At 62.3% G+C, this 19,824-nt stretch carries 16 protein-coding genes; 12 read left to right on the forward strand and 4 right to left on the reverse strand.

The genetic code is table 11. The features are described from left to right. Positions 1-73: 73 nt before the first annotated feature. Positions 74-2,086 carry an acetyl/propionyl/methylcrotonyl-CoA carboxylase subunit alpha gene (locus tag FJ938_RS21075; protein ID WP_140697002.1) on the forward strand — a complete coding sequence of 671 codons (2,013 nt, stop codon included), beginning with the start codon at positions 74-76 and terminating at the stop codon, positions 2,084-2,086. Between the two features lie 184 nt (positions 2,087-2,270). Then, complete coding sequence (gene dnaE / locus FJ938_RS21080; protein WP_181169150.1) at positions 2,271-5,741, forward strand: DNA polymerase III subunit alpha; 3,471 nt, start codon at positions 2,271-2,273, stop codon at positions 5,739-5,741. A 116-nt stretch (positions 5,742-5,857) separates the two neighbouring features. Here the strand turns inward: dnaE and FJ938_RS21085 are convergent, their stop codons facing one another. Continuing rightward, a complete protein-coding gene (locus FJ938_RS21085; RefSeq protein WP_140697008.1) occupies positions 5,858-6,739 on the reverse strand; it encodes a DMT family transporter in 882 nt (293 codons plus the stop codon). A gap of 179 nt (positions 6,740-6,918) precedes the next feature. Here FJ938_RS21085 and FJ938_RS21090 point away from each other — a divergent pair, with 179 nt between their 5' ends. Continuing rightward, the gene (locus FJ938_RS21090) at positions 6,919-7,425 is read left to right on the forward strand and encodes a hypothetical protein (protein WP_140697011.1); all 507 of its coding nucleotides are present in this window, start codon (positions 6,919-6,921) and stop codon (positions 7,423-7,425) included. Positions 7,426-7,484: 59 nt separating this feature from the next. Here the strand turns inward: FJ938_RS21090 and FJ938_RS21095 are convergent, their stop codons facing one another. After that, entirely contained in the window at positions 7,485-8,813 is a 1,329-nt protein-coding gene (locus tag FJ938_RS21095; protein WP_140697014.1) for a DNA polymerase IV, read from the reverse strand. Between the two features lie 65 nt (positions 8,814-8,878). Between FJ938_RS21095 and FJ938_RS21100 the strand changes: the two genes are divergently transcribed. Both FJ938_RS21100 and FJ938_RS21105 read left to right on the forward strand, forming a co-directional pair. Then, complete coding sequence (locus FJ938_RS21100; RefSeq protein WP_140697017.1) at positions 8,879-9,460, forward strand: GNAT family N-acetyltransferase; 582 nt, start codon at positions 8,879-8,881, stop codon at positions 9,458-9,460. A gap of 92 nt (positions 9,461-9,552) precedes the next feature. Continuing rightward, positions 9,553-11,112, forward strand: coding sequence for a hypothetical protein (locus tag FJ938_RS21105; RefSeq protein WP_140697057.1), 1,560 nt, complete (start codon positions 9,553-9,555; stop codon positions 11,110-11,112). A 49-nt stretch (positions 11,113-11,161) separates the two neighbouring features. Here FJ938_RS21105 and FJ938_RS21110 read toward each other — a convergent pair whose 3' ends face one another. Beyond that, on the reverse strand, positions 11,162-11,815 hold the full coding sequence (locus FJ938_RS21110; protein WP_140697019.1) for a hypothetical protein: 654 nt from the start codon (positions 11,813-11,815) through the stop codon (positions 11,162-11,164). After that, the gene (locus FJ938_RS21115) at positions 11,812-12,111 is read right to left on the reverse strand and encodes a DUF3572 domain-containing protein (RefSeq protein WP_140610111.1); all 300 of its coding nucleotides are present in this window, start codon (positions 12,109-12,111) and stop codon (positions 11,812-11,814) included. Before FJ938_RS21115 ends, FJ938_RS21110 begins: the two co-directional genes overlap by 4 nt. A 238-nt stretch (positions 12,112-12,349) precedes the next feature. Here FJ938_RS21115 and FJ938_RS21120 point away from each other — a divergent pair, with 238 nt between their 5' ends. The 7 genes from FJ938_RS21120 to FJ938_RS21155 all read left to right on the forward strand — a co-directional run bounded on the left by FJ938_RS21120 (position 12,350) and on the right by FJ938_RS21155 (position 19,821). Beyond that, positions 12,350-12,727: a response regulator gene (locus tag FJ938_RS21120; RefSeq protein ID WP_280113136.1), complete on the forward strand. Its 378-nt coding sequence runs from the start codon at positions 12,350-12,352 to the stop codon at positions 12,725-12,727. Between the two features lie 33 nt (positions 12,728-12,760). After that, a complete protein-coding gene (locus tag FJ938_RS21125) occupies positions 12,761-14,134 on the forward strand; it encodes a PleD family two-component system response regulator (protein ID WP_140610110.1) in 1,374 nt (457 codons plus the stop codon). 511 nt (positions 14,135-14,645) lie between these two features. After that, complete coding sequence (locus tag FJ938_RS21135) at positions 14,646-15,380, forward strand: FadR/GntR family transcriptional regulator (protein WP_140697022.1); 735 nt, start codon at positions 14,646-14,648, stop codon at positions 15,378-15,380. Beyond that, positions 15,377-16,564 (forward strand): PLP-dependent transferase, encoded by a 1,188-nt coding sequence (locus FJ938_RS21140; protein WP_140697025.1) that lies wholly within the window; start codon positions 15,377-15,379, stop codon positions 16,562-16,564. The genes FJ938_RS21135 and FJ938_RS21140 overlap by 4 nt, the downstream gene beginning before the upstream one ends. Positions 16,565-16,593: 29 nt before the next feature. Beyond that, complete coding sequence (locus FJ938_RS21145; protein ID WP_140697028.1) at positions 16,594-17,871, forward strand: sugar ABC transporter substrate-binding protein; 1,278 nt, start codon at positions 16,594-16,596, stop codon at positions 17,869-17,871. 178 nt (positions 17,872-18,049) lie between these two features. Next, on the forward strand, positions 18,050-18,973 hold the full coding sequence (locus tag FJ938_RS21150) for a sugar ABC transporter permease (RefSeq protein WP_140697030.1): 924 nt from the start codon (positions 18,050-18,052) through the stop codon (positions 18,971-18,973). Then, entirely contained in the window at positions 18,973-19,821 is an 849-nt protein-coding gene (locus FJ938_RS21155; RefSeq protein ID WP_140697033.1) for a carbohydrate ABC transporter permease, read from the forward strand. Before FJ938_RS21150 ends, FJ938_RS21155 begins: the two co-directional genes overlap by 1 nt. The last annotated feature ends 3 nt before the right edge of the window (positions 19,822-19,824 follow it).

Genomic DNA, 19,824 nt, shown 5'->3' on the forward strand with positions numbered 1-19,824 from the left:
CAGCGATTGACCCACCCGGCTTGACCGCGCCAGCACAGGTCATAAAAGGAACGGCCGACCGAGGGATATCCGCATGTTCACCAAGATCCTGATCGCCAATCGTGGCGAGATCGCCTGCCGCGTCATCAAGACGGCACGCAAGATGGGCATTGCTACGGTCGCCGTCTATTCCGATGCCGATCGCGATGCCGTGCACGTCGAGATGGCCGACGAGGCGGTGCATATCGGTCCGGCACCCGCCGCGCAGAGCTACCTCGTCCCTGAAAAGATCATCGCCGCCTGCAAGCAGACCGGCGCCCAGGCAGTGCATCCGGGCTATGGCTTCCTGTCCGAAAGGGCTGCCTTCTGCGAGGCGCTGGAGAAGGAAGGTATCGTCTTCATCGGTCCCAAGCCGAAGGCGATCAAGGCGATGGGCGACAAGATCGAATCGAAGAAGTTCGCCAACGCCGCCAAGGTTTCGACGGTGCCGGGCTGGCTCGGCGTCATCGAGAATGCCGACCACGCGGAGAAGATCGCCGGCGAAATCGGCTATCCCGTGATGATCAAGGCCTCGGCCGGCGGCGGCGGCAAGGGCATGCGCATCGCCTGGAACCAGTCGGAAGTGCGCGACGGGTTCGACCGGGCCCGCTCCGAGGCCAAGAGCTCGTTCGGCGACGATCGTGTTTTCATCGAGAAGTTTGTCGTCGACCCGCGCCACATCGAGATCCAGGTGCTGGCCGACGCGCATGGCAACGCGCTCTATCTCGGCGAACGCGAATGTTCGATCCAGCGTCGAAACCAGAAAGTGGCGGAGGAGGCGCCGTCGCCATTCCTCGATGCCAAGACGCGCAAGGCGATGGGCGAACAGTCGGTGGCGCTGGCCAGGGCCGTCGACTATCAGAGCGCCGGCACGGTCGAGTTCATCGTCGACAAGGACAAGAACTTCTATTTCCTCGAAATGAATACACGATTGCAGGTCGAGCATCCGGTGACGGAGCTCGTCACCGGCATCGATCTGGTCGAGCAGATGATCCGCGTCGCCGCCGGCGAGAAGCTTGCTTTGAAGCAGAGCGATATCAAACTGAACGGCTGGGCGGTGGAGAGCCGGCTCTACGCCGAGGATCCCTATCGCAATTTCCTGCCCTCGATCGGCCGGCTGACACGCTACCGGTCGCCGGAGGAAGGACAGTTCGGCGATGTCGTCATCCGCAACGACACCGGCGTCACCGAGGGCTCGGAGATCTCGATGTTCTACGATCCGATGCTCGCCAAGCTGTGCACCTGGGCGCCGACACGCATCGAGGCGATCGATGCCATGTCGGAAGCGCTCGACAGCTTTGTCGTCGACGGCATCGAGCACAACATTCCGTTCCTGGCGGCACTGATGCAGCATCCGCGCTGGCGGGAGGGGGCGATATCGACCGGGTTCATCGCCGAGGAATATCCCGATGGTTTTGCGCCCATCGTTCCGGACAGCGAGGAAAAGGCCGTCCTGGCCGCGATCGCCACCGCCGTGGAACTGCTGCGCCGCGACCGGCTGGACCGATTGGGTGGCCGCCTAGCACCGCATTCGGGAGCGCTCAAGCGCGACTGGGTGGTGAAGATCGGCGAAGATTATCTGTCGGCGTCCATCCTCGAGGGCATGATTTCCATTCCGATGGAAATCGATCTGTCGGTCGACGGCGGCAAGGCGCTGACCGTGTCGTCCGACTGGCGGCCGGGCGACTTGATCTGGCGCGGCACGGTCGGCACGCGCGAGGTCATCGCCCAGATCCGGCCGGTTGCAAACGGTCTTCGCATCGCCTGGAAAGGCATGTCGGTGGCCGCGCGGGCGATGCTGCCCCGCACCGCGGAACTGGAAAAACTAATGCCGGAGAAGGTGGCGCCGGACACGTCGAAGCTGCTGCTCTGCCCGATGCCCGGCCTTGTCGTGTCGATCGCCGTTACCGAGGGCCAGGAGGTCAAGGCCGGCGAGACCTTGGCCGTGGTCGAGGCGATGAAGATGGAAAACGTGTTGCGCGCCGAACGCGACCTCGTCGTGTCGAAACTCAATGCCAAGCCGGGCGACAGCCTGGCTGTCGACGCGGTGATCATGGAATTCGCCTGAGAGACTGAGGCCAGCCGGGCAGGGATGGCGAAGCCTGTGGTTGACGGTCGTTTGTGCTGGACTGGTATCGCCGGGTCCCGGACAATACATCTCCATCGACTCAAGTTTACGGGCAGCGCGAGAAACCATGGCGGATGAAAGACTTCCACGCGATCCCCTGAAGCGTGAAGCCGTGATCGCGGCCATGCCGCCGAAGGCGCCCGTGCGGCCATTCGTTCATTTGCGCGTGCATTCGGCCTATTCGCTGCTCGAGGGCGCGCTTCAGCTTGGTAAGATCGTCGGCCATGCTCTGAAAGACGAAGCCCCGGCAATTGCCGTCACCGACACCAACAATCTTTTCGGCGCGCTGGAATTCGCGCAGAAGGCGGTCAAGGACGGCATCCAGCCGATCATCGGCTGCCAGATCGCGCTCGCCTTTTCCGGCGAAAACAGCGACGGCCAGCGCGACCGCCGGCGGCAGGGCCCGGAGATGCGGCCGGTCGTCCTGATCGCGGCGACCGAAGCCGGATATTCCAATCTGGTCAGGCTTGTCAGCCGCGTCTACCTGGAAACGCCACCCGGCGAAGCCGTGCACCTGACCACCGGGATGCTGGAGGGGCAGGCTGATGGGCTGATCTGCCTCAGCGGCGGACCACGCGGCCCGATCGGCAGCGCCTTGAAGGAAGATCGCCGCGATCTTGCCGAGACGCGGCTTTTGACGCTCAAGGCGATGTTCGGCGACCGCCTCTATGTCGAACTGGAACGGGTTGCCGGCTACGACCGGATGATCGAACATTCGACGATCGATCTCGCCTATGCGCACGAGCTTCCCCTTGTCGCCACCAACGAGGCGTTTTTCTCATCGCGCGACGATTATGAGGCGCATGACGCGCTGATTGCCATTGCCGAGGGCTCCGTCGTCGCCGTCGACACCCGCCGCCGGCTGTCGCCGGACAATTTCCTGCGCAGCCAGGCGGATATGGCGCAATTGTTCGCCGATCTGCCGGAAGCGATCGACAACACGGTCGAAATCGCGCTGCGCTGCTCCTACTACCCAAAAAACCGCAGCCCGATCCTGCCGCGCTTCACCGGCGGCGACAGTGCCGACAAGGACGCGGCCGAAAAGGCCGAGGCCGCTGAGCTCGCCCGGCAGGCGCGAGAGGGACTCGACGCGCGCCTTGCCCTGCATGGACCGACCCCGGGCTACACGGTCGAGCAATATCGCGAGCGGCTCGAATTCGAGCTCGGCATCATCGAGAAGATGAAGTTCCCCGGCTACTTCCTGATCGTTGCCGACTTCATCAAATGGGCCAAGGCACAGGGCATTCCGGTCGGTCCGGGCCGTGGTTCGGGCGCAGGCTCGCTGGTTGCCTATTCCACCACCATCACAGACATTGATCCGCTGCGTTTCTCCTTGCTGTTCGAGCGCTTCCTCAATCCGGATCGCGTCTCGATGCCCGACTTCGACATCGACTTCTGCCAGGATCGCCGCGAAGAGGTGATCCGCTATGTCCAGCAGAAATACGGCCGCGACCAGGTCGGCCAGATCATCACGTTCGGTACGCTGCAGGCCCGGGCCGTGCTGCGCGACGTCGGCCGCGTGTTGCAGATGCCCTACGGCCAGGTCGACAAGCTGTCCAAGATGGTGCCGCAGAACCCGGCCAATCCGGTCAAGCTCGCCGATGCCATCGCCAACGAGCCGCGCTTTGCCGAGGAGGCCGAGAAGGAGCCGATCGTCCAGACGCTGCTCGACATGGCGCAGAAGCTGGAAGGGCTCTATCGCCACGCCTCGACGCACGCCGCCGGCATCGTCATCGGCGACCGCCCGCTATCGGAACTGGTGCCGATGTACCGTGATCCGCGCTCGGACATGCCTGTCACCCAGTTCAACATGAAATATGTCGAGCAGGCCGGGCTGGTGAAGTTCGACTTCCTCGGCCTGAAAACGTTGACGGTGCTGGAGACGGCGGTGAAACTGATCCGCCGCCGCGGCATCGACATCGATCTGGCGACAATCCCGCTCGATGATCCCGACACCTACGCCATGCTGTCGCGCGGCGAGGTGGTCGGCGTTTTCCAGGTTGAAAGCGCCGGCATGCGCAAGGCGCTGATCGGCATGCGGCCCGACTGCATCGAGGACATCATCGCGCTGGTCGCGCTCTATCGCCCCGGCCCGATGGAGAACATCCCGACCTACAACGCCAGAAAGCATGGCGAGGAAGAGATGGCCTCGATCCATCCCAAGATCGACCATCTGGTGAAAGAGACACAAGGCGTCATCGTCTACCAGGAACAGGTGATGCAGATCGCGCAGGAGTTGTCGGGCTATTCGCTCGGCGAAGCCGACCTTCTGCGCCGCGCCATGGGCAAGAAGATTCGTGCCGAGATGGACAAGCAGCGCGAGCGCTTCGTCTCGGGTGCTGTCGAGCGCGGCGTCAGCAAGCCGCAAGCCGATTTCATTTTCGACCTGCTGGCCAAGTTCGCCGACTATGGTTTCAACAAGTCGCACGCCGCCGCCTACGCCGTGGTCTCCTATCAGACGGCCTATCTCAAGGCGCATTATCCGGTCGAGTTCCTGGCGGCATCGATGACGCTCGACATGGGCAACACCGACAAGCTCGCAGACTTCCGGCAGGATGCGCTGCGCCTTGGCATCGAGGTGCTGGCGCCGTCCGTGATGACGAGTTTCCGTCCCTTCGAGGTCGGCGAGAACCGCATCTATCATTCGATGGCGGCGCTCAAGGGCGTCGGCGACGCGGCAGTCGAACATATCGTTGCCGTGCGCGGTGAAAAGCCGTTCAAGAACCTTGCCGATTTCTGCGAAAGGGTCGACCCGAAGATCGTCGGCAAGCGCGTTTTCGAAAGCCTGATCATGGCCGGTGCGCTCGACTGCTTTGGCCACGACCGCGCCCAGATGATGGCTGGCGTCGAACGGATGATGGGGCTGGCTTCACTTGCCCAGCAGAACGCCGTTTCCGGCCAGGCCGATATTTTCGGCGCTTCGTTGGGCGCACAGTCGCAGGCGCTCAACCTGCCGGCAACGGATCCGTGGCTTGCCGCCGACCGGCTGCATCGCGAATTCCAGGTCGTCGGCTTCTATCTCTCGGCTCATCCGCTTGACGAGTACAAGGCGGCGCTGCAGAAGATGCGGGTGCAGACCTGGGGCGAGTTCTCGGCCGCCGTCAAGCGGGGCGCCACCGCCGGCCGGCTTGCCGGCACGGTGACGACCAAGCAGGAGCGCAAGACACGCACCGGCAACAAGATGGGCGTGGTGCAGTTCTCCGACACGTCGGGGCAGTATGAGGCCGTGCTGTTTTCGGAAGGATTGGCCCAGTTTCGCGACTTCCTGGAGCCCGGCCGCTCCGTCGTCATCCAGGTCGCCGCCGAGGACAGGCCCGAGGGCGTCAATTTGCGCATCAATTCCGTGCAATCGCTGGAAGACGAGGCAAGCCGCATCCAGAAGGCGCTGCGCATTTTCGTCAGGAACGAAGGACCGGCCTCGATGATTCAATCCCAGCTTACCCAGCGCGGTGATAGCCAGGTGAGCATTATCGTGATCAAGGAAGAGGCGCAGGGCGAGGTCGAGATAGCCTTGCAGGGCGGCTACCGCGTCTCGCCACAGATCGCTTCGGCGATGCGCGCGGTGCCGGGCGTGGTCGAAGTGGAACTGGTGTGATCGCCGCCTTTGCCAGGCGGCCACCCATCGGGCGGCATCCGCCGCTTGTATCACCCTGATCGTCAAGAAGGCCGCGGACAAGGTTCCGTCGAGAGACCGTTCCGCACTGGCGCGGCCTACGATGCCGCCACTTCAGCCGGCTGTATCGGTTTGCGCTGCAGATTGAGCAGGTTTCCCATCAGGATGAGCAGCGCACCGCCCGCGGTGAAGGCGTCGATCTGCTCGCTGTAGAGCAGCCAGCCGACCAGCGCCGACAGGGGCACGCGCAGGAAATCCATGGGCGAAATGACGGTGGCGTCGGCATAGGTGAGCGCGCGGGCCATGCAGAAATGCGACGACATGCCGGTGAAAGCGATCAGCAGGATCCATGGCCAGAGTTCGAGCTGTGGAGTGCGCCACACGTAAAGCGCCGGGAGGAAGCCGAGCACCGACTGGATGATCAGCATCCAAAAAATGATGCGCACGACACTGTCCGTGCGCGTCAGGGATTTGACGAGAACCAGCGAGACGCCGAAACAGACCGCGGCTCCCAGCACGACCAGATGCCCGGGATCGATGGCGTCGACGCCGGGACGGACGATGATCACCACGCCGATCAGCCCCAGCACGACCGCCGCAAGCTTGGGGCGGTTCAGCCTTTCGCCAAGGAAGGTCACGGCCAGGATTGCCGTCCAGATCGGCGTCGTGAATTCGATCGAGATCAGCACCGCCAGCGGGATCAGCGTCAGCGCGTACAGCCACGCCGCCTGACCGCTGTAGTGGACGACATTGCGGGCGATATGGGCGAGGGGACGCTGCGTGCGCATTGCCGCAAATCCGCCTGTCGTCATCACCAGCGGCAACAGGATGAAAAAGCCGATCACCGAACGCAGTTCCAGCACCTGGAAGACGTTGAGCTCGGCTGTCGTGGCGCGGCCAGCGACCGACATCGCCAGGAACGAGGCAATCGACAGTGCCATCCAGAATGCGGCTTTGGGGAGTGAAGGGGTGGGCGCCATGTCAGCTATGTCGCAGGCGCGGGCAGACGGAGCAATCGCTAGCCGCCCCATTCTTCTGGGCCAGTTGCGGTTGTGCCGGTCCGAAACGGGTCGGGTCGCAGACGGAACTTGATGCCGGAAGGGGCGTTGAGACGTGGGGTTCACCTGATGGATGACCACACCTGAGGAGGAGAGCTTCGATGATGTCACCAGCGCGATTTGTGCTTTGTGGGTGCCTGCTGGTCGCTGCCAATGCGGCATATGCGGACGAAGGCAAATTTCTCCAGTCCTTTAAGGGGAATTTCGCCGGCAAGGGGGCTGTCCAGGTGACGACAGAGGCACCGACCGTCAGCGTTTCTTGCACATTCAAATCGGATTCGACATCATCCTCGTTGTCGCTCGACGGCAACTGCCGCGGGCTTATCCTGATGAGCCGCGCCATCAGCGCGCATCTGAAAACCAGTGGCACCAGATACAGTGGCGTCTATGTGGGATCGCGCACTGGTCCGGCGCAGCTCAACGGCAGCCGCTCCGGCAATGCGATCAATCTCGCTATCCGCTGGGCCAAGCCGGTCAATGGCAACAGCGTTTCGCAATTGACCGTGGAGAAAAAAGGCACCGACGGCATTCTGTTGACCGTCACCGACCACGATCCCAAAACCGGCAAGAACGTGGTGACCAGTCGCATCGATCTGAAGCGCACCTGACGGGTGCGTTGGATATTCAGGTGGTGTCTGACCTGAATCTCTATACATCATATGCAGTGTCAGTCCTCGAGCGGCTCCGGCGGGTGGGCATCGCGACCCCTGCCGAATGTATACCCGGTTTCCACCGCCTTGCGGCCAAACTTGTCGCGTAGCGCGTCGATGGCGCCTTCAGCCATGGCGCGCTTGCGCGACTGGAGGTCGACGAGGTCAGGCGGGTCGGCCTTGTCGTCGTCGGAAAGGTCGCTGACGCCGATGCCGAGCAGCCGGTATTTCGTGCCGTCCGCTTCCCTGCGCAAAAGGTCCACGCCGGTCGAAAAGATGCGGTCCGCGAGCCTTGTCGGGTCGCCGAGCTGGCGGTTGCGGGTGCGCAGTTTGAAATCCTGGGTCTTCAGTTTCAGCACCACGGTGCGGCCGGCGATGCCTGACTTTTTCAGCCGCGCCGAGACCTTTTCCGAAAGGCCCCTCAGCACCGAGACCAGTTCTTCCAGCGATGCTATGTCGGTGTCGAAAGTGGTTTCGGCCGATACGCTCTTGGCGTCCTGGTCAGGGTCGACGCGGCGGACGTCTTCTCCGCGCGAAAGCCGGTAGAGCCGGTCACCCATTGAACCATAGCGGCGCATCAGGTCGCCGCGCTCCATCCTTTGAAGCTGGCCAATGGTGCGGATGCCGTCGCGCTCCAGCGTGGCGTTGAACGCCTTGCCGACGCCCCAGATCATGGTCACCGGCTGCGGCGCAAGGAAGCCGACCGCCTCGGCCTCGCCGATGACCGAGAAGCCGCGCGGCTTGCGGAAATCCGACGCGATCTTGGCGAGGAACTTGCAGTAGGAGAGGCCGGCCGAAACCGTGATGCCGATCTCCTTCTCGACGGCCTGCGCAAAGCGCGCCAGCACCACCGCCGGCGGCAGACCGTGCAACCGCTCGGTGCCGGCGAGATCGAGAAATGCCTCGTCGATCGACAGCGGCTCGACCAATGGCGTCAGCGCCTGCATCATGGCGCGCACTTCGCGGCCGACACTCACATATTTTTCCATGTTGGGCGGGATCACGACGGCCTCGGGGCAGGCTTCAAGCGCCTTGAACATCGGCATGGCGGAGCGTACGCCCCGGATACGGGCGATGTAGCATGCGGTGGAGACGACCCCGCGCTTGCCGCCGCCTATAATCAGCGGTTTGTCCTTGAGCGCCGGGTTGTCGCGCTTTTCGATCGCCGCGTAGAAGGCATCGCAGTCGATATGGGCCAGATGCAGCCGGTAAAGCTCCGGATGGCGGGCAAGGCGAGGGCTGCCGCAGCGCTCGCAGCGGCGCGTTTCACTGCGCTGAAACGTCAGGCAGTCACGGCAAAAACCGTAATCGGGATTGTTGACAGGGGCCGCCATCGCTGCGAACATAAAGAGAACAGAGGCAATGGTACGACAGTGCAGGGCCAGCGACAAGCTTGGCCTGGGGAGAACGTATGAGCACGATCATAGTACCGCTGACGCCAGAGCTCTGGCCTGAATTCGAGGACCTTTTCGGCAAGCAAGGCGCTTGTTACGGCTGCTGGTGCACGCATTTCCGGCTGGCGCCGGCGGCGCGGCGCGAGAGCAGCCGCGAACGCAACAAGGACCACATAAAGGCGCGCATCGAGGCCGGCCCGCCCCCCGGCCTGCTGGCCGTCGAGGATGGTAAGGCGGTTGGCTGGATGCAGATCGGACCGCGCGCCGACGTGCCCGAATGGAACAACAAGGGCAGGGGCTCGGCACCGATCGATCCCGCCGATGCTTCCGATCCAGCCGTTTGGGCGATCTCCTGCTTTTTCATTCGCGCCAAGGCGCGAGGACGGGGCATTACGCATCGCCTCGTCGAGGGCGGCATCGATTTCGCCCGCAGAAGCGGGGCACGCCTTGTCGAGGCCTGCCCGATCGACCTGTCCCGCGATTCGCGCTCGATCGGGCTGTTCGTCGGCTCGTCGCGCGTGTTCGAAAAGGCCGGGTTCGATAGGCTCGTCGAGCGCAAAGCTGGCCGGCCATTGATGCGACTGGTGTTGGGCGCCTGAATATCGCTGTCTTGCAGTTGTGATTGTATTTCCCTACCAGAAGTACGAACAGATTTTTGCCTTTCGACCAAACGGAGGTTGCCGTGACCCGTATGTTGCCAGTTGCCCTTACCGCGCTCCTGCTCAGCGCGCCCGCTTTCGGCCAGACCGTCGACAGCCAAGGCGCGAAGCAATTGTCCGATGACCTGTCCCGCTATGTTGGTAAACAGGCGCTCGACAAAGGCATCCTGAAGGTTTCGGTCGAAGGCAACGCCTACAAGATCGTTTTTGATTTCAAGGCTCTGGCCGGGACATTTCCCGACCAGAAGCTGATGAAATTCGACTTTGCGCCTTACGCCCTGCTGGTCAAGCCGCGCAGTGACGGGTTCTGGAATGTCTCGATGGATTTTTCGCAAAGCGCATCTTTCGAGTTCAACGGGCCCGAGGGGCTGCAAAGCACACAGTTTTCGATCAAGGACGGCAAGGGCAGCGGCGTCTATGATCCGAAACTGGCCGCCTTTACCAGCGGCGCGAGTTCGATCGCGAGCATGACGATGGCATCGAAGGACGCCAAGCAGCAGATCGATATGAGCGCCGGCGCGGGCACCGCGACCCTGTCCGCGACCAAGGCGGCCAATGGCGGCGTCGATTTCACGACGTCGCAAAAAGTTTCGAGCTTCGTCGAAGCGATAAAATACAATGATCCCGAGAGCGGGCTGAATTTTCCGGTCACGATAAAGTCGCCGGAATTGTCGGTGGAAGCCAGCGGCAAGGGCGTGCAGACCAAGCCGCTGCTCGATCTCCTGGCATTTGCCGTGGCCAATGAAGACGAGAAGACGCTGAAGGCAAACCAGGCGCAACTCAAGTCGCTTCTGCTCGCCGCGCTTCCGGTGTGGGAGCGCATCGATGGCACGTATAGTTTCAAGGATTTCGCGGTCGACAGCCCGATCGGCACTTTCGGGGCGACCCAACTCAGCGCCGCTTTCGGTACCGACGGCGTCTCCCAGAACGGCAAGATCAGCTATGGCATCAAGGCTTCAGGGCTGACCGTGCCGCAGCAGCTTTTGCCAAGCTGGAGCGTGGCGCTGCTGCCCACCGATATCGACCTGAATTTCGGCGGCGCGAACATCGATCTCGACAGCATGGCGAAGAAGGCTATCGAAGCCTTTGATCTCAATCACAAACCGCCGTTGTCGGCGGAATTCGGCGACCAGCTCAAGGCCGACTTCCTGGCCAAGACGCCGAAGGTCGTTATCGATCACAGCACCGTCAAGAACAAAGACATGGAGATCGCGCTGGAAGGCGAGATGACAAGCTTCGGCCAGAAACCCGACGCGAGTCTCACTGTCGATGTCGCCGGCGTCGACAAGATCATGGCGCATCTGCAGGAGGCGGCAAAGGCGCAGCCGGAGATCGGGCAGTACGTGCCTGTCGCTCTCATGGCGAAGGGTTTTGCCAAAACGCTGCCGGATGGCAAGTTGGAGTGGGTCATCAACACCAAGGCTGACGGCTCGGTCGCTGTCAACGGTGTCGTGCTGAAGCCTGCCGATCCCGCAGTGGACGATAGCGTCGATGACGGTAACGGCGCGGATGATGGCAACGGCGACGATAGTGGCGGTAGCGATAATGGCGGTAACGACAATGGCGGATCAGGGGCGAAACTGAACCCTTGAGGGTTCAACCCTCGATCCCGAAACCAAAGTCACTTTTGGGCGATTTGCCTTAGAACCCCAGCGCGCCCGCGATCTTCGGCCCGGCTTCGCGCCAGTCCTGGACGACGATGACATCGCCCGGGACTGGCGGCAGGAACGCACGCAGCGAATTGTCGGCCATCAGGTGGAAGAGATTTGCGTCGCCGACCGATTCCCGCACCGACGCCAGATTGTGCGGCTGATCGTCGACGAAGACCACCGGCCTGCGGCTGCTGCCGCGCAGCCTCGCCACCGCTGGTCCCTTGGCCATTTCAGTGGTCAGCAGCGGATAGTTTAGCCCCAGGGCATCGAGATGGGCGCGGCGCACGGCACGATGCTTGTGCGGCATGGCCGTCAGCATGACGATCTCGGCGTTGTCGCCAAGTCTTGCCAAAGCTTCCACGGCACCGTCGGTGATGCTCTGCCAATCGGCTTGCGCATCGAAGAAATCGCCCAGAAGTGCCGTGACTTCCGGCTGTTCGATCAGGCGGCCGCTGGCCGTTTCGGCGATATTGCCGGTCAGCCGGAAGGACGCCAGTGTCAGGCCATAGCCGCGCGCCTTGAGGAAATGCGGAAAGGGGCGGATGAATTCGAGCACGACGTCGTCGACGTCGAGCACCAGCAGCGGCCGGTCGTCGGCCGCCAGTTCCTCGATCTGGCGCGCGGTCTCTGGATCATCGCTCATATGGAACGCTCATGATTGTCGTCGCCGAGCGGCAAGGCGCGCAACGCCTTGCCCACGGCTGCCGGCGGCGTGCCGGTTTCCTCGGCAAAGCGCATCAGGGTCGGCTCGTGGGCGAGAATGAACTGCAGGACGCCAGCCAGGAATCCCGGCTCGCCGGCGGCCTTTCGGATTGAATGCGCCTCTATTCCGGTGATCGCCAGAAAACGCGGCAACAGCTCCGGATCGGAGGCAACGAAGCCCAGCGCCTTCACGGCAAGCGTTTCCGCCTCTTCGCGCATTGACGCCGCGTTTGCCATCACTACCTTCGGTATGCGGAATGAGTCTCTTTCGCAGTAATGGCAAGAGTTGTTTGCGGCAAGCTTTTAGAACGCGGCGCGCCTTTTCGACGCGCGGGAAGACGGGTGGAAATCGCGCTGCTTTGCAGCCATAGGTTTCCGTTTCGTCAATCAAATTGCCGTATAGTGAAGCAGGGTTTGGTGCGCTCAAGGAAGAACGCATGACGGCTGCCTTCGAGCGGAGGGCGACCGGGACGGGATGTCGATGCCGAAGAAGGTCATGATCGTCGAGGACAATGAGCTCAATATGAAGCTCTTTCGGGACCTCATCGAAGCAAGCGGCTACGAGACGGTGCGTACTCGCAATGGTCTGGAGGCGCTCGACCTTGCTCGCAAGCATCGGCCGGATCTCATCCTGATGGACATCCAGTTGCCCGAAGTGTCGGGTCTGGAGGTGACCAAATGGCTGAAGGAAGACGACGACCTGCACGTCATCCCGGTCATCGCGGTGACTGCCTTCGCGATGAAAGGCGATGAGGAGCGCATCCGCCAGGGTGGCTGCGAGGCTTACATCTCGAAGCCGATCTCCGTGCCGCGTTTCATCGAAACCATCAAATCCTATCTGGGCGATGCCTGACATGCCTTTCCAGCCGAGCCGGAGCCTTGTGAAATGACCGCGCGGATCCTCGTCGTCGACGACATCCCTGCCAATGTGAGGCTGCTGGAGGTCCGGCTGCTGGCCGAATATTTCGAGGTACTGACTGCCACCAACGGGCCCGATGCGATCGAGACCTGCGAGAACGGCAAGGTCGACGTGGTGTTGCTGGACGTCATGATGCCCGACATGGATGGGTTCGAGGTCTGCCGAAGGCTGAAAAGCGATCCGGCGACGTCGCACATACCGGTGGTGATGATCACCGCGCTCGACCAGGTGTCCGACCGCGTGCGCGGGCTGGAAGCCGGCGCTGACGACTTCCTGACCAAGCCCGTCAACGACCTGCAGCTGATGACGCGGGTCAAGAGCCTGGTCAGGTTGAAGTCTCTGACCGACGAGCTCAGGCTGCGCGCTTCGACGACCCGCAACATCGGCATCGAAGAGTTGCTCAGCCGCAATTTCGCATCCGAGGACGCGACGCCAAAAGTGCTTTTGATCGACGAGCGCAAATCGTCGGTCGAGCGCATCGAGAAGATGCTGCGCGACCGTGCCGACCTTGACGTCACCGCCGATCCGCACGCCGGTTTCTTCCAGGCCGCCGAGACACCCTACGAATGCGTGATGATCTCGACGGCCTTCGCCGATTTCGATCCGCTCAGGCTCTGCTCGCAGTTGCGCTCGCTCGACCGAACCCGTTTCGTGCCGATCATTCTGCTGGCGGAAGAGGGCGAGGAGGAGCGCATCATCCGCGGCCTCGAACTCGGCATCAACGATTATCTGATGCGGCCGATCGACCAGCAGGAACTGACGGCACGGCTGCGCACCCAGGTGCGCCGCAAGCGCTACAACGACCAATTGCGCGCCAGCGTCACCCAGACCATCGAGATGGCGGTGACGGACGGCCTGACCGGGCTGCACAACCGCCGCTATCTCGACAGCCATCTGCAGACGCTGTTCGACCGCGCCGTGGCGCGGCGCCGGCCGCTGTCGGTGATGATCACCGATCTCGACCGCTTCAAGTCGATCAATGACGCGCACGGCCACGATGGCGGCGACGAGGTGCTGCGGGAATTCGCGCGGCGGCTGCGCAAGAACGTCCGCGGCATCGACCTCGCCTGCCGGTTTGGCGGCGAGGAGTTCGTGGTGGTCATGCCGGACACCGACGGCGCGGTGGCCGAGAAGGTGGCCGAACGCATCCGCGCCGAAATCGCCCAAAAACCGTTCGCCATCGGTGCCGACGGCAAAACCATCGAGGTCACCGTCAGTGTTGGCGTGTCGTCGGTTCTGAAGGGCGTGGATACGGTGGCGGCTCTGATGAAGCGCGCCGATCTCGCGCTCTATGAAGCCAAGAGTGGCGGCCGCAACCGCGTCGTCGCCAAGGCGGCGTAACGGCCCAGGCTCGATTATCCATGCGCTCCCGACAGGGTTACCCGTTTACCTTAATCCAAGCGATTCGCGAGCCTTGGTTAAGAAAGTGTTGATTTTCATAAGCTCTTGCGCAACTGTGCTGGTCAAGACGAAGCCGGCACGAGGGTAGGTAGCCGGCTCGATCTCTCGAATACCCCATGATGCTCAGGTCCGCCGCATCTCCTGGGTCCGTGGGGTCGGCCGGCCGGCGCTGGCACATAGTGGCCTCCTCGTACCGCTGCCAAACGCCGACCGGCCCCCTTTGTTTCAAACGGACTCAAGACTCTGTACCAAGCCCCAAATATCAGGGGCTTTTTTCATGCGCGGAAAATCTGACCAACCCTTCCTGAACTATGACGCTTCATCCGATGAGGCTGTTTGCCACTCGCCGACCGTGCCTCTCGCAGACGTTCGACAGCCTCCTGACAGGCGATTGACAGGGGGGTTTTTCTGTGCAGAAATTGGTTGGACCATTGGACCACTTGGAGGATGTGTGGACCAGAACAGCCTGCCACCTATCCAGACGACGGCGCGCGACGACGCCGTGCTGAAGGCTTTGGTGGGGTTTGTTCGCGCAGAAGCCCTGCAGCCCGGCGAGCGGCTGCCGACAGAGCGTATTCTGGCCGAGCGGCTGAAGGTCAGCCGCAACACGGTGCGCGAGGCGCTGACGCGGTGGGAGGGGCTTGGCCTTGTCGAGCGCCGGCAAGGCAGCGGCACCTATCTCAAGGCGGCCGTATCACCCGACATGCTGCATTTGCCGTTGACGCTGGCGGGCGGCAACGACTTCACCAGCCTGATGAGGACGCTGGAAATCCGGCGCGCGCTGGAAGCGGAAGCGGCGGCACTCTGCGCCGAGCGGGCGAGCCCGGCCGATATCGCCGAGATAGAACGCAGGCTCGACATCATGGAGCAGGCGTTTCGCAGCCGTGACGGCATGTCGTCGGAAGAGGACTGGGAATTCCATCAGGCGATCTACCGGGTTTCGGGCAATCCGCTGTTCGAACAGATCATCGCCGCCATGCACGAACTGTTCCACAGTTTCTGGGAGCATCCGCTCGGCGTGCGCGATTTTGGTCATGCCAGCTTTCCCTACCACCGCACCATCTACGAGTGCATCGCCGCGCGCGATCCGCAAGGCGCCCGCGCCGAGGCGCTCAAGCTGATCGCCACCGTCGAGGACGATCTCAAGCGCGGTGCGGCCAAACTCAAACTTCCGAGCCAGACATGAATGAGCATCCGACCGGTTTCGATCACGATTATCTTACCGAGGCGGCGACGCTTCTGGCGCATGACGAACCGTTTCCGGGCGGCGCGGTAGTGCCGCCGATCTACCAGACGTCGCTGTTCACCTTCGCCAATTACGCCGAAATGGCCGATACCTTTGCCGGCAAACGAAAGCAGCCGATCTATTCGCGCGGCGACAATCCGACGGTGATGGAGTTCGAGACGCGCGTGGCCGCGCTCGAGGGTGCCGAGGCCGCGCGCGGCTTTTCCAGCGGCATGGCTGCGATCAGCGCCACCGTGCTTGCCTTCGTCGGGGCCGGCGAGCGCATCGTCGCGGTGCGCAATTGTTATGGCGATGCCTACCGCCTGTTCGAGCGGCTCCTGCCGAGGCTCAACATCAAGGTCGACTATGTCGACGGCTCCGATCCGGATGCGGTCGCGGCGGCTCTTCCCGGCGCCAAGCTGCTCTATCTGGAAAGCCCGACCTCGATGATGTTCGAGCTCCAAGACCTGCCGCATCTGACCCGGCTGGCCAAGGAGCAGGGCATCGTCACCTCGATCGACAATTCCTGGGCGACGCCGGTGTTCCAGAAGCCGATTGCGCACGGCGTCGATCTGGTGCTGCACTCGGCCTCGAAATATCTCGGCGGCCATAGCGATACGGTCGCCGGCGTCGTGGCGGGTTCGGCCGCGCACATCAAGCATATCAACGAGCAGACCTACTCCTATCTCGGCGGCAAGCTGTCGCCGTTCGAGGCGTGGCTATTGCTGCGCGGATTGCGCACGCTGCCGCTGCGTTTGCCGCATCATATGAAGAGCGGGCTCACAATCGCCGAGCGGCTGAAGGCGCATGGCAATGTCGAGCGGGTCAACCATCCCGCCTATTCGAACCATCCAGGCAAGACGACGCTGGCCGGCTATGCCGGGCTGTTCTCGTTCGAGGTGACGGACGATATCGACATCCCCGTCTTCGTCGATGCGCTGAACTTTTTCCGCATCGGCGTCAGTTGGGGCGGTCATGAGAGCCTGGTCGTGCCGGCCAAGGCGTCGCTGGAGCAGACGCCGGGACTGAATTCGATGGCGCGCTTCGGCGTCAGCCCCCGAACCATCCGCTTCAATGTCGGATTGGAAAGTGTCGAGGACCTCTGGGCCGATATCGCCCAGGCCTTCGAAAAAGCGAGAAAATAACAAGCAGGTTCAAAATGGGAGTCTTGAACATGAAAAAACTGACCGTCATGCTTGCCACCGTTGCGGGGCTGGCGATTTCCGCCGGAGGCGCGTTGGCCGATTCGACCCTCAAGATGGTCGAAGTCATCACCAGCCCGCCGCGCACCGAATTCCTGAAGAAGCAGATCGCCGAATTCGAGGCTGCCAATCCCGGCGTCAAGGTCGAGCTGATCTCGCTGCCCTGGGGACAGGCATTCGAAAAGTTTCTGACCATGGTGCAGGCCGGTGACACGCCCGACGTGGTCGAGATGCCGGAACGCTGGATGGGCCTCTATGCCAACAATGCCCAGCTCGAGGATCTTGGGCCCTACATGGCCAAGTGGGATGACGCCAAGACGCTCGGCGACCGCGCCAAACAGTTCGGCTCGACCGTCAACAACACCCAATTCATGATCCCTTACGGCTACTATGTGAACGCGCTGTTCTGGAACAAGAAGCTGTTCAAGGAAGCCGGCCTCGACGGCCCGCCGGCGACGCTCGACGAGTTCGTCGCCGACTCCAAGAAAATCTCCGCCATCCCGGGCAAGTACGGCTACTGCCTGCGCGGCGGGCCGGGTGCCTTCAACGGCATGCACATGTTCATGAACATTGCGGCCGGGAAGGGCGGCTATTTCAACGAGGACGGCACCTCGACCATCAACGAAGAAGGGTCGGTCAAGGGCCTGCAGATGCTGGCCGACATGTACAAGCAGGGCCTGGCGCCGAAGGATGCGGTAAGCTGGGGTTTCAACGAAACCGTCACCGGCTTCTATTCCGGCACCTGCGCCATGCTCAACCAGGATCCGGACGCGCTGCTCGGCATCGCCGACAAGATGAGCGCCGACGACTTCGCCGTGGCGCCGCTGCCGGTCGGACCAAGCGGCAAATCCTATCCGACGCTCGGCTACGCCGGCTGGGCGATGTTCGCCAACTCGCAGCACAAGGACGATGCCTGGAAGCTGATGGCGACCCTGCTGTCGCCAAAGGACAATCTGGAATGGGCCAAGGAAGTCGGCGTCATCCCGATCCACAATGGCGCCGACCAGGACGCTCATTTCAAGACCGAGCAGTTCAAGGGCTGGTTCACGGAACTGAGCGACAGCTCCAAATATGAGATGGTGACGCCGCCGACGCATCTGGAAAACCTCGGCAATTTCGTCGACCAGGTGGCGATCAAGAACTTCCAGGAAGTCTTGCTTGGCCAGAAGACGGCTAAGGAAGTCGCCGACCAGTGGGCAGCCTTCCTGACCAAGGAACAGCAGGACTGGCTGGCGAAGAACAAGAAGTGACGCCCTTCTTCCTTCTCCCCGTGACACGGGGAGAAGGTGTCACGAAGTGACGGATGAGGGGCAGCGCCAGAGCCTGCAAAGTTCGCGCAGCCCCCATCTGCCTGCCGGCATCTTCTCCCCGTGAACGGGGAGAAGGAAGCTGTTGCACGTCGGCACCAATCTTCCACTGCGAGCGCCAATGACCTATGCCGTGTCCGAAATACGATCCGCCGGCCGGCCGCGAAAGAAGCGGCTCTCCTACGCGACGATCGAGCCCTGGCTCTATCTCAGCCCGGCGATCATCCTGCTGGTCGTGGTGCTGCTTGTGCCGCTGGTCATCGGCATCAGCTATTCCTTCCGCAAGTTCTCGGCCTTCAAGTCGGAATATGTCGGGCTCGGGCAGTATCAGGCGATGCTGTCGGACCAGGTGCTTGGACAGGCTTTGGTCAACACGCTGTGGTGGACGGTCGCCAGCCTGTTCTTTCAGTTCTTCCTCGGCCTTGGCCTGGCGCTGCTGCTCGACAAACCGTTCTGGGGCCGCAAGGTGGTGCAGGCGCTGGTGTTTCTCCCTTGGGCCGTGCCGTCCTTCCTTTCGGGCCTGACCTGGGCGTGGCTGTTCAACCCGATCATCGGTCCGCTGCCGCATTGGCTGTTCGCGTTGGGGCTGAAGGCCGAGCCGACCAACGTTTTATCCGATCCCTCGACAGCCATGTGGGGGCCGATCGTCGCCAATGTCTGGTTCGGCATTCCCTTCTTCGCCATCACGCTTCTGGCCGCGCTGAAGTCCATTCCATCCGAACTGCATGAGGCTGCGGCCATCGACGGCGCTTCGCCGTGGCAGCGCTTCACCAAGGTGACGCTGCCGTTCCTGGCGCCGACCATCGCCATCACAGTGATGCTGCGCACCATCTGGATCGCCACATTCGCCGACCTGATCTTTGTCATGACGGAGGGCGGACCGGCCGGATCGACCAATACGGTGCCGGTCTACATCTATGTCAGCGCCTTCAAGTCGCTGGACAAGGGTTATGCCTCGGCGGTCGCCGTTCTGCTGCTCGTCCTGCTCATCGCCTATGCGATCGCGCTGATCGCCATCCGCCGCTCCCTGGTGAGGCACGTCTGATGATCGCAGGACGCTCACCCTCGCAACGCTTCTTCGGCGGCATCGGCCTCTACGCGGCAATCGCCGCCTACGTGATCTTCGCGCTGTTCCCCATCTACTGGACGCTGAAGATCTCGGTGACGCCGGAAAGACTTCTCTATTCCGAAGGCATTACCTTCTGGCCGTCGCAAACGACGCTGCAGAATTTTGCAACCGTGCTCGAAGCCACCGATTTCCCACGCTACTTCCTCAACAGCGTCATCGTCTCGGTCTCGACGGCGGCATTGGTGACAGTAATCGCAACGCTCGCCGGCTACGCCATGTCGCGCTTCACCTTTCGCGGCAAGGCGGCACTGGCTCTCATGTTGCTTTTAACCCAGACCTTTCCGCTGGTGATGGTCATTCCACCGATCTACCGCGTCATGGGCCAGATCGGCCTGATCAACAGCCTGACCGGGCTGATCATCATCTACACGGCCTTCAACACCGCCTTCGCCACCTTCCTGATGCAGTCCTTCTTCGACGGCATCCCGAAGGATCTGGAGGAGGCCGCAATGATCGACGGCTGCACGCGGGCTCAAGCCATGCGCCGCGTGATCGTGCCGCTGACGCTGCCCGGCATGGGCGCCACGCTGGGCTTTGTCTTCACCGCCGCCTGGAGCGAGCTTCTGTTCGCGCTGATGCTGATTTCCAGCGACGACCAGAAGACCTTCGCCGTTGGCCTGCTTACGTTCATCGGCAAGTTCGCCGTCGACTGGGGGCAGATGATGGCGGCGTCCATCCTGGCGCTGATCCCGGTCTGCATCTTCTTCGCCTTCCTGCAACGCTATCTCGTCACCGGCCTGACCGCCGGCGCCGTCAAAGGATAGATC

The sequence above is a fragment of the Mesorhizobium sp. B2-4-14 genome, assembly GCF_006442155.1.
Taxonomy (GTDB): Bacteria; Pseudomonadota; Alphaproteobacteria; order Rhizobiales; family Rhizobiaceae; genus Mesorhizobium.

Excerpts from the sequence above, each read along its gene's own strand:
- FJ938_RS21140 (WP_140697025.1), top strand. The coding sequence starts at position 15,377 with ATGAATGAGCATCCGACCGGTTTCGATCACGATTATCTTACCGAGGCG.
- FJ938_RS21120 (WP_280113136.1), top strand. The coding sequence starts at position 12,350 with ATGTCGATGCCGAAGAAGGTCATGATCGTCGAGGACAATGAGCTCAAT.
- FJ938_RS21085 (WP_140697008.1), bottom strand. The coding sequence starts at position 6,739 with ATGGCGCCCACCCCTTCACTCCCCAAAGCCGCATTCTGGATGGCACTG.
- FJ938_RS21155 (WP_140697033.1), top strand. The coding sequence starts at position 18,973 with ATGATCGCAGGACGCTCACCCTCGCAACGCTTCTTCGGCGGCATCGGC.
- FJ938_RS21090 (WP_140697011.1), top strand. The coding sequence starts at position 6,919 with ATGATGTCACCAGCGCGATTTGTGCTTTGTGGGTGCCTGCTGGTCGCT.
- FJ938_RS21150 (WP_140697030.1), top strand. The coding sequence starts at position 18,050 with ATGACCTATGCCGTGTCCGAAATACGATCCGCCGGCCGGCCGCGAAAG.
- FJ938_RS21145 (WP_140697028.1), top strand. The coding sequence starts at position 16,594 with ATGAAAAAACTGACCGTCATGCTTGCCACCGTTGCGGGGCTGGCGATT.
- FJ938_RS21125 (WP_140610110.1), top strand. The coding sequence starts at position 12,761 with ATGACCGCGCGGATCCTCGTCGTCGACGACATCCCTGCCAATGTGAGG.
- FJ938_RS21095 (WP_140697014.1), bottom strand. The coding sequence starts at position 8,813 with ATGTTCGCAGCGATGGCGGCCCCTGTCAACAATCCCGATTACGGTTTT.
- FJ938_RS21075 (WP_140697002.1), top strand. The coding sequence starts at position 74 with ATGTTCACCAAGATCCTGATCGCCAATCGTGGCGAGATCGCCTGCCGC.
- FJ938_RS21115 (WP_140610111.1), bottom strand. The coding sequence starts at position 12,111 with ATGGCAAACGCGGCGTCAATGCGCGAAGAGGCGGAAACGCTTGCCGTG.
- FJ938_RS21105 (WP_140697057.1), top strand. The coding sequence starts at position 9,553 with ATGTTGCCAGTTGCCCTTACCGCGCTCCTGCTCAGCGCGCCCGCTTTC.
- FJ938_RS21110 (WP_140697019.1), bottom strand. The coding sequence starts at position 11,815 with ATGAGCGATGATCCAGAGACCGCGCGCCAGATCGAGGAACTGGCGGCC.
- FJ938_RS21100 (WP_140697017.1), top strand. The coding sequence starts at position 8,879 with ATGAGCACGATCATAGTACCGCTGACGCCAGAGCTCTGGCCTGAATTC.
- dnaE (WP_181169150.1), top strand. The coding sequence starts at position 2,271 with ATGCCGCCGAAGGCGCCCGTGCGGCCATTCGTTCATTTGCGCGTGCAT.